The organism is Actinomycetospora sp. 2LY8.5, from assembly GCF_057180585.1.
Window position 1 is genome coordinate 1 of the sequence record NZ_JBXUHE010000106.1, and the last position, 1,327, is coordinate 1,327.

Annotated in this window: 1 protein-coding gene; it reads right to left on the bottom strand. The window is 73.2% G+C overall.

The genetic code is table 11. The annotated features are described in order from the left end of the window. The coding region (locus AC2A1K_RS35610; RefSeq protein WP_483901072.1) for an FAD-dependent oxidoreductase at positions 1 to 1,327 on the bottom strand (1,327 nt) is incomplete at both ends.

Genomic DNA, 1,327 nt, shown 5'->3' on the forward strand with positions numbered 1-1,327 from the left:
AGCTCGTCGCGGTCGACGACCTTGACGCGGGGTCGGCCGTCGGGCTCGCCACGGCCGCGCTCGTGGGCGTCGATGGCCTGCCAGCCGGCCTGGTCGACGAGGTCGGGGCAGCGCTCGCGCAGCCAGGCCTCGACCGACTCGTGGTGGTCGTCGTCGGCGGCGAGCGGCTCGCGGTCGGTGAGGTCGGCGACCAGGTGGCGGACGGTCTCTCCTGCGTCCTTCTTGTTGGTGCCGATGATGCCGCTGGGTCCGCGCTTGATCCAGCCGACGACGTACTCGCGCGCGTGCTCGTCCCCGTCGATGCGCCCTTGGGTGTGCGGGACGGTGCCGGTGTCGTCGTCGAAGGGCACGCCGGGCAGCGCCATGCCCCGGTAGCCGACGGCGCGCAGTACCAGGCCGGTCGGGAGGGTCTCGCGCTCGCCGGTGTCGACCGCGCGGGTGTGTCCGTCGTGGCCGGTCTCGAGGCGGTTCACCGCGAGCACGATCTCCTCGACCTTCCCGTCGCCGCGGATCTCGACCGGGGAGCGGTAGAAGCGGAACTCCATGCGGTGGTGCGCGGTCGGGCCACGAGTCGATGCTGCGGCGTTCTCGGCGAACCCGCGCAGGATCTCCAGGTTGCGCCGGGTGCCCTTGGGCAGGGTGTCGTCGTCGGCGATGCCGGCGGGGACCTGGTCGGGGTCGGCGACGACGGTGAGGTCGGCGATGTCGTCGAGCTCGCGCAGCTCGGTGGTGGTGAACGCCGCCTCGCGGGGACCGCGGCGTCCGCAGATCACGGCCTCGCGGACCCCGGAGCCGACGAGGGCGTCGAGGGCGTGGTCGGCGGTGTCGGTGGCGCGCAGGTCGGCCTCGGGGAGCAGGAGCATGCGGGCGACGTCGAGCGCGACGTTGCCGGCGCCGATCACCACGGCGCGCTCGGTGTCCAGCGGCGGGGCGAGGTCGACGTGGTCGGGGTGGCCGTTGTACCACCCCACGAAGTCGACCGAGGCGATGCTGCCGGGCAGGTCCTCGCCGGGGATGCCGAGGCGGCGCTCGGTCTGCGACCCGACGGCGTAGACGATCGCGTCGTAGCGCTCGAGGAGCTCGTCGCGGGTGATGTCGGCGGGGCCCGAGCCGAGACTGACGTGCCCGAAGAACCGGAAGCCGTCGCGGGCGGCGGTCTTGTCGTACTGCGCGGACACTGACTTGATCTTCGGATGGTCGGGGGCCACCCCCGCGCGGACCAGCCCCCACGGGGTGGCCAGCCGGTCGAACATGTCCACCCGTACGTCCAGATCCGCGTCGAGCAACGCGGCCGCGGCGTAGAAGCCCGACGGCCCGGAACCGACGA